Genomic DNA, 7,269 nt, shown 5'->3' with positions numbered 1-7,269 from the left:
GGCCTTCCGCGGACGTCGCGGTGCGTTCGCGGTAGTTGATGCGGGTGTCGGTACCGTAGTCGACGAGGAGGACGCCCAGGTTGGCGGTCGGTTTGTCCAGCTTGAGACGCAGGCTCACCGACGGTGTCCCCGACAGCCGCGTCGCGTTCTCCAGCGGCGGGGTCAGGAAGGCCAGCCTGTTGGGGTTGGCGGTGGCGGGATTGCCGGCCATCGCGATCTCGGTCTGGGCGGTGTCGAGATAGCTGCCGGAGCCGGTCGAGGGCTTACGGCCCAGGGAACCGTCATGCTGTGGCCGCAGAGTCATCGTGCGCGTCGATGCAGGCCAGTCGGCCTGGGTGACCCATCGGCCCGGGCCGAGCTGCACGTCGGCGCGCGGCTGACGCATGATGTCGTTGGGGACGCCCATCAGCTCGTGGTCGAACCACTTGTTCAGGGTGGTGAGCCACACGTCGCGGCGGGCCCAGAACGGATCGAGGTGCCCGTACTGGGTCACCCACGCCTTGCGCTCCACGGTGCGGGGCAGCTTGGCCCACCACTCGGAGAACTGGCTGCCCACGACGTTGCGGTCCTGCATGCCCATCACCGAGAAGACGCTGGCGCGGACGTTGCGCGCCTTCGAGATCGGCCCGGTCCGGTAGTTGCGCTCGTCCCAGTAGGCGTTGTAGTTGCCGGTGGCGTCGTCCGAGCCCTCGCGCAGGCGCTGGTGCACCGCCGCGCATTTCTCATCCGGATCGAGGTCGACCCGCTGGGCCAGCTCCTCCTGCCCGCCCTTGTACCAAGTGACGGTGCCGTTGTTGCGCGATGTCTCGTATCCGCTGGTGTAACCCGAAATGTTCACGATCGTCGCCAGCCCCGGCACGCCGGTGCCGGCCACGCCGACACCGAGCGCTCCCTCATAGGAATGACCGATCATCCCGGTGCGTCCGGTGGTCCAGCCGGCTTCGACCGGATCGCCCTTGTCGTCATAGGCGATCACCCGGCCGTTCAGCCAGTCAACGACCGCCTTGCCGCCCAGCACGTCGGAAGCACCGTAAGTGGTCGGGCAACCATCGGACAGCCTGGTGCCGATCATGTCGACCGACACGAACGCGTATCCGCGCGGCACGAAATAGTTGTCCCAGTACATCGGGAACTTCGTTACGTTCCCGTTCGCGTCATACTTCTTGTGTTCGATCTCGTAGCCGACACCCGGCACGTCGTAATACGGGCTTTCATGCATGATCACCGGGACCTTCAGCGCGGAACCCGACTCCTTCGGCCGGATGATGTCCACCCGGACCAGATCCTTCTTGCCGTCCCCGTCACTGTCGACCGGTGACTGCACCCGGACGTGCTCGCGGATGGCGTCCTGATAGGAGAAGACCGGCTGCGTGAGCCCGCCGGAGACCTTGATCTCCGGCTCCGCCGTCGCGGACGCGACGGGGGCAGCGGCCACTACGAGCGGGAGCTCAAGCGCGACTGCGGCGAGGAACCCTCGCCATCGGGGGTTTGACATGCGGTCTCCTTCGAGGATGGTTACGCGGGATCAGGGCGCCCTCGGCGATGTCGGAGAAGCCCTGATCTGGGAGCCACGCCGTGATCTCGTAGCCGTACGCGGGCCGGCCGGGCCGGATCGCCAGGACGCCCTCCAGCACGCCCTTGAGCATCTCCGTCACCTCCTCACCCATGGAATCTCCACACTTCCGCTACTCAGTAGTGCTTACTACCAGTACAAAGTAACACTGACTACTGGTACTCAGCAACACCGAATAGCGTCGTTCACCTCCTGCGCGGGGACCGGCCGGGAGAGCTGAGCGGACAGATCGGTGATCGAGCCGTCCTCGACCGGCACCCGGATGGCGACGCCGTTCAGGCGCCCCGCGAGCTCGGGCAGCACCTGACCGACCATGCGGGCAGCACCCGTGGTCGTGGGGACGATGTTGACGGCCGCTGAACGCGCCCGGCGCGGGTCCTTGTGCGGGGCGTCGAGCAGCACCTGGCCGCCGGTATAGGTCGCGAGCGGGGCGGAGTGGACCGTACTCGGATCCGTGGCAAGGGTGGATTCGAAGGGCTCCAGGTGGGACGGCCGCCGTGCAGGTGCCCGCGCACAGCGTCAGGCCCGCAACTACGACCGGATGATCAAAGTATGCGGCGGCGCTGCGGCTGCGGACGGCGGAAACCGAGCAGGTCCTGCGGCGTTTCATGAAGGGCAACGGCCCCAAGCACCCGGTCTACCTGGCCCTGGAGGAACCCGGCCGGGTCGTGCGTACGATCTTCGCCTGCGACCATCTCGCCGACGAGCGGCTACGCCGGGAGATCAATGGCGGACTGCAGGTCGCGGAGAACTGGAACAGCGCCAACGGCAAGATCTTTTACGGGCGCGAAGGCGTGCTGACCGGGGCCGACCGCGAGCACGCCGAGGTGTCCATGCTCACCTTGCACCTGCTGCAGTCCTCATTGATGTTCATCAATACCCAGCTCCTTCAGGCCGTTCTGCGAGATCCGCAGTGGCCGGCAAACTCACCGAGGAAGATCGGCGTGAGCGGCCCTCTGGCGGATCAGCGCACTGGCGCTGGCGCCATCTTCTGCTTCCTCGGCCGCCACGCCTCCACCCGGGTGTGTGGGCCCGATTGTCACCGAACCTCCCGCGGTGTTTGGATGGGGATCATGGCCCTCGACGAGCTGCGCGACCTCCTCATCCGCCATGCTCGACCTGATCTCACCACTCCCATCGAGGATGTGCTGATCTTCAAGGCCGAACGCCCCCGGCCACCGACACCGACGACCTACGGCAAGGTGCTGGCGCTCGTCGCCCAGGGCACGAAACGGTTCGCGCTGGGCGACCGCCTGTACGAGTACCACGAGGGGCAGTACCTCGTCGCCTCGATCGACCTGCCGGTGACCGCCCATTTCGCCAAGGCCGACGCCGAACGACCCGGGCTCGGGGTCGGGCTGACCCTGCATCCGGCGGCCATCGCGGAAGTGTTGCTGCAGGCGGGCCCGGACGACCTGTCGGAGCTCGGCGACGATGCGCCGCCCGGGCTGGCGGTCAGCACCGCCTCCGCCGAGCTGCTCGACGCGGTCGTCCGCCTGCTGCGCCTGCTCGACCGGCCCGGCGACATCACCGTCCTCGCGCCGCTCGTCAAACGGGAGATCCTGTGGCGGCTGATCACGGGCGAGCAGGGCGCGATCGTGCGCCAGTTCGGGCTTCCCGACAGCAGCCTCAGCCACGTCGCCCGCGCGGTGCAGTGGATCCGCGACCACTACGCGCAGCCCTTCGGCGTCGAGGACGTTGCCAGACTGGCGGGGATGAGCGTCTCGGCCTTCCACCGCAACTTCCACGCCGCCACCGCGATGAGCCCGATCCAGTTCCAGAAGCAGATCCGCCTCCAGCAGGCACGGCTCCAGCTCGCCGCGGCGCCGGGTGACGTCGCCGCCGTCAGCCGGCGCGTCGGCTACACCAGCCCGTCCCAGTTCAGCCGCGAGTACCGTCGCCAGTTCGGCGCGCCGCCGAGCCAGGACGCCAGGCGCCTCACTCCAGCACGCGATCGAGACGGATCGGCAGGGATCTCTGCCTGACGCCGGTGGCGTGCCAGACGGCGTTCGCGATCGCGGCGGCCGTGCCGACGTTGCCGATCTCGCCGGCGCCCTTGACGCCCATGGGGATGCCGGGCTCGTGGTCGGGTACGAAGTCGGCTTGGATGTCGGGCACGTCGGCGTGCGCGGCGATGTGGTAGCCGGCGAAGTCCGCGTTGACGTGCCGGCCGGAGACCGGATCGCGCAGGCCCTCTTCGTGCAACGCCATGGAGAGCCCGCCGATCATTCCGCCGACGACCTGGCTGCGGGCCATGAGCGGGTTGACCACTCGGCCTACCGCGAACATCCCGAGCAGCCGCCGCACCCGCACCTCGCCCGTCATCGGATCGACGGTCACGTCGGTGAACACGGCGCTGAAGGCGTGCCGTTCCAGGGACGGCAACCCGCCGAGCGAGCTCGTGGTGTCGGCCGTGACCGTCCCGCGGCGGCCCTGGCCGCGTAGCTTCTCCGCGGCCTCGATGATCGCCCAGCCCCAGGACGTGGTTCCCCGGGAACCGCCCGCGCCCCACGCGGGACCGAGGCCGCTGTCGGAGATCCGGAGCCGGATCCGGTCCGTGCCGACCGCCAGCGCGTCGGCGGCGATCGCGGTCAGCGCGGTGCGCGCGCCGGTGCCGAGGTCGGTGGCGCCGACGGCGACCGTGAAGGTCCCGTCCGCCTCGGCGGTGATCGTGGCCGAGGAGGGGAAGGCCCCGACGCTGAAGGACGTCGCGGCCAGCCCCGTGCCGACCAGCAGAGGCCCCTCCCGCCGCGTCCGCGGCCGGTGATCGCGGGTGTCCCAGCCGAACCTGCGGGCGCCTTCGCGCAGGCACGCGACCAGATTGCGGCTGCTGAACGGCAGGCCGGACACGGGACCGACCACCGGCTCATTGCGCAGCCGCAGTTCCAGCGGATCCATGCCCAGCCGCTCGGCCAGCTCGTCCATGGCGGATTCGAGGGCGAACGACCCGGGCGCGGCGCCCGGTCCCCGCATCGAGTACGGCGGCAGGATGTCGAGCGGCACCGCGCTGAGCCGGGTTCGGATCGCGCGCACCGCGTAGAGCGTCTTGGTGAGCTCGGTGCAGCCCTCCAGGTACTCCACCAGCGGCGAGATCTCGAACGCCGCCTCGTGGTGGATCGCCCGCAGCCGGCCGTCCGCGTCGGCGCCGATCCGGATCAGCTGGTCGGTCGCGGGCCGCATCGCGGTCGCCAGGAACACCTGGGCACGGGTGAGCGTGACCCGCACCGGCCGGCCGAACAGCCGCGCGGCCATCGCGGCCAGGATCAACTGCGGGCCGCAGAGCCCCTTGGAGCCGAAGCCGCCGCCGACGTGCTCGGTGCGGACGCGTACCAGTTCCGGGCTCAAGGAGAACAGCGTGGCCAGGGTGCGGGCCACGGAGAAAGGTCCCTGGTTGGAGTCGATCGCCTCCAGGTGCTCTCCCTCCCACCACGCGGTCGCCGAGTGCGGCTCCATGGCGCTGCAGTGTTCCTCGGGGGTGCGGTAGCGCTCCTCGACCACCACCTGCGACGCGGCGAGCTCCGCCGCCACGTCGCCGACGTCCACGGGCTCGTCGAAGATCGTCACCGCAGGACGGCTCGCCGGGTGGTCGGCGGTGAAGGCCGTGTCGTGCGGCTCCTCGTCGTAGATCACCGGCAGCGCCTCGGCCGCCGCCTGGGCCTGTTCGAGTGTCTCGGCCACGACGAGCGCGACGGGCCGGCCGGCGAAGGGGATCACCTCGTCCTGCAACAGCTGCAGCTGGCCGTCCGGGCCGAAGAAGCCGCCCGCCGCCGGGTCCAGCCGAGGCGCGTTCCGGTGGTCGATCACACCCAGCACGCCGGGCATGCTCTGGACGGTGGAGACGCCGACGTCCCTGACGCGGCCCCGGGACACGGCGGCCAGGACGACCACGCCGAAGGCCAGGCCCGGCACCGGCACGTCGGCGGCATAAAGGGCGGTGCCGGTGACCTTGGCCCGGCCCTCGATCCGCGGCCGCGCCGCCCCGACCGCGTTCGTCATGGCAGGAGCTCCTCAAGGACGGTCTCGATGAGGTTGCCGGCCAGCCGCACCTTGTAACCGTTGCCGGGCAGCGGTTCGGCGGCGGCCAGTTCGGCGTCCGCGGCGGCACGGAACGCGCCGGGCGTGAGGGGAGCGTCCGACAGGAAAGCCTCGGCGGTGCGGGCGCGCCAGGGCCGCGAGGCGACCCCGCCGAGAGCGATGCGCACCGAGCCCTCGTCCGGGTCGAGCGCCGCCGCGACCGAGACGGTGGCGAAGGCGTAGGACGCGCGCTCGCGGACCTTCCGGTAGCGCGAGCGCGGGGACACCGCGCTCCCGGGCAGGGCCACCGCGGTGATCAACGCGCCCGGCGGCAGCGCCGTCTCGCGGTCCGGCGTGTCCCCGACCGGCGGGTAGAAGTCCGCCAGCGGGAGCTCCCCGGGGCCGTCGAGCGTCTCGTAACGCACGACCGCGTCGAACGCCAGCATCGCGACCGCCATGTCGGAGGGATGGGTGGCCGCGCAGCTCGGCGTCCAGCCGAGGACGGCGTGGTTGTGGTGCTCCCCGGCGATCGCGGGACAGCCGGTGCCGGGGACGCGCTTGTTGCACACCTGCGCGGCGAAGTAGGCGCACCGGGTCCGCTGGAGCAGGTTGCCGCCCACCGTGGCCATGTTGCGGAGCTGGCCGGACGCGCCGGCCAGCACCGCCTGGCTCAGCGCCGGGTAGCGCCGCCGTACCTCGGGGTGGGCGGCGAGGTCGCTGTTGGTCGTCGTGGCGCCGACGACCAGCCCGCCGTCCGGCGCCTCGGCGACGCCGGCGAGCGGCAGCCGCCGTAGGTCGACCAGCCTCGTGGGAGCCTCCACCCCGGCCTTCATCAGATCGACGAGATTGGTGCCGCCGCCCAGGTACCGGGCGCCGCCGCCGGCTGCGATCAACGCTTGACGGACGTCCGCCGCGCGTTCGTAGGCGAACTCCCTCATCCCGCGATCTCCTTCCGGGCAGCCGTCTCCAGCACGGCCCGGACGATGGACGGGTAGGCGCCGCAGCGGCACAGGTTGCCGCTCATTCGCTCCCGCACCTCCGCCGCGTCCAGCACCGGCGCCGGGCCGCCCGGGGACACGTCGGCGGTGACCGCGCTGGGCCAGCCCGCCGCGTGTTCGGCCAGCATCCCGGCCGCCGAGCAGAGCTGCCCGGACGTGCAGTATCCGCACTGGAAGCCGTCGAGCCCGATGAACGCCCGCTGCAGCGGCAGCAGCTCGCCGTCACCGGCCAGCCCTTCGACGGTCGTGACCTCGGCGTCCTCGGCGGCCACCGCCAGCATCAGGCAGGAGACCACCCGCCGGCCGTCGAGGAGCACGGTGCACGCGCCGCACTGGCCGTGGTCGCAGCCCTTCTTGGGGCCGGTGTGGCCGACGTCCTCGCGCAACGCGTCCAGCAGCGTCGTGCGGTTGTCGACGTCCAGCCGGTGCGGCACGCCGTTGACCTGGAGCGAGATCACGCTGCGGTGATGGTTCGTCATCGTCCTCCCTCTCTCGGGGCTACGTAATCAGTTCCGCGCCGGGCGGACGATCCCCGAAGCTCGCGCGTCCTTGCCCATTCCTGCTCACGAGGCGGGCGGCTCTCGGCGGCGATCAGCGCGGCCAGGACGGCCACCACGACGGCCGGCCCGACCAGCGGCGGCAGGACCGCGGCGACCGGCGCGGCGGCAAGGACGGCGCAGGCCG

7 protein-coding genes and 1 pseudogene are annotated in these 7,269 nt (G+C 70.9%); 1 reads left to right on the top strand and 7 read right to left on the bottom strand.

All coding sequences use genetic code 11. The annotated features are described in order from the left end of the window. The 3 genes and pseudogenes from ACWCSD_RS43755 to ACWCSD_RS43745 all read right to left on the bottom strand — a co-directional run. Positions 1–1,495, bottom strand: a 1,495-nt coding sequence (locus tag ACWCSD_RS43755) for a CocE/NonD family hydrolase (RefSeq protein ID WP_449924103.1), incomplete at its 3' end; no start/stop codon positions are given. Further along, positions 1,449–1,667: a hypothetical protein gene (locus tag ACWCSD_RS43750; RefSeq protein ID WP_449924100.1), complete on the bottom strand. Its 219-nt coding sequence runs from the start codon at positions 1,665–1,667 to the stop codon at positions 1,449–1,451. The genes ACWCSD_RS43750 and ACWCSD_RS43755, both read right to left, overlap by 47 nt. A gap of 77 nt (positions 1,668–1,744) precedes the next feature. Next, positions 1,745–2,020 (bottom strand): annotated as a pseudogene (locus tag ACWCSD_RS43745) (type I glyceraldehyde-3-phosphate dehydrogenase); the annotation flags it as partial. 161 nt (positions 2,021–2,181) lie between these two features. On the opposite strand from ACWCSD_RS43745, the gene ACWCSD_RS43740 reads away from it, so the two are divergent. Next, a complete protein-coding gene (locus ACWCSD_RS43740; protein WP_449924097.1) occupies positions 2,182–3,558 on the top strand; it encodes an AraC family transcriptional regulator N-terminal domain-containing protein in 1,377 nt (458 codons plus the stop codon). Here the strand turns inward: ACWCSD_RS43740 and ACWCSD_RS43735 are convergent. The 4 genes from ACWCSD_RS43735 to ACWCSD_RS43720 form a co-directional block, all read right to left on the bottom strand. After that, positions 3,512–5,569 (bottom strand): xanthine dehydrogenase family protein molybdopterin-binding subunit, encoded by a 2,058-nt coding sequence (locus ACWCSD_RS43735; RefSeq protein WP_449924095.1) that lies wholly within the window; start codon positions 5,567–5,569, stop codon positions 3,512–3,514. The genes ACWCSD_RS43740 and ACWCSD_RS43735 overlap by 47 nt on opposite strands. Then, a complete protein-coding gene (locus ACWCSD_RS43730; RefSeq protein WP_449924093.1) occupies positions 5,566–6,525 on the bottom strand; it encodes an FAD binding domain-containing protein in 960 nt (319 codons plus the stop codon). The genes ACWCSD_RS43735 and ACWCSD_RS43730 overlap by 4 nt, the downstream gene beginning before the upstream one ends. Continuing rightward, a complete protein-coding gene (locus ACWCSD_RS43725) occupies positions 6,522–7,064 on the bottom strand; it encodes a (2Fe-2S)-binding protein (RefSeq protein ID WP_387667075.1) in 543 nt (180 codons plus the stop codon). Before ACWCSD_RS43725 ends, ACWCSD_RS43730 begins: the two co-directional genes overlap by 4 nt. Then, on the bottom strand, positions 7,061–7,269 hold a 209-nt coding region (locus ACWCSD_RS43720; protein ID WP_449924090.1), incomplete at its 5' end, for a hypothetical protein. The genes ACWCSD_RS43725 and ACWCSD_RS43720, both read right to left, overlap by 4 nt.

The sequence above is a fragment of the Nonomuraea sp. NPDC001684 genome (assembly GCF_053596515.1).
Note: the sequence above shows the minus strand (reverse complement) of the source record. Positions and strands in the feature narration are given on the sequence as shown.

Excerpts from the sequence above, each read along its gene's own strand:
- ACWCSD_RS43730 (WP_449924093.1), bottom strand. The coding sequence starts at position 6,525 with ATGAGGGAGTTCGCCTACGAACGCGCGGCGGACGTCCGTCAAGCGTTG.
- ACWCSD_RS43725 (WP_387667075.1), bottom strand. The coding sequence starts at position 7,064 with ATGACGAACCATCACCGCAGCGTGATCTCGCTCCAGGTCAACGGCGTG.
- ACWCSD_RS43740 (WP_449924097.1), top strand. The coding sequence starts at position 2,182 with ATGAAGGGCAACGGCCCCAAGCACCCGGTCTACCTGGCCCTGGAGGAA.
- ACWCSD_RS43735 (WP_449924095.1), bottom strand. The coding sequence starts at position 5,569 with ATGACGAACGCGGTCGGGGCGGCGCGGCCGCGGATCGAGGGCCGGGCC.
- ACWCSD_RS43750 (WP_449924100.1), bottom strand. The coding sequence starts at position 1,667 with ATGGGTGAGGAGGTGACGGAGATGCTCAAGGGCGTGCTGGAGGGCGTC.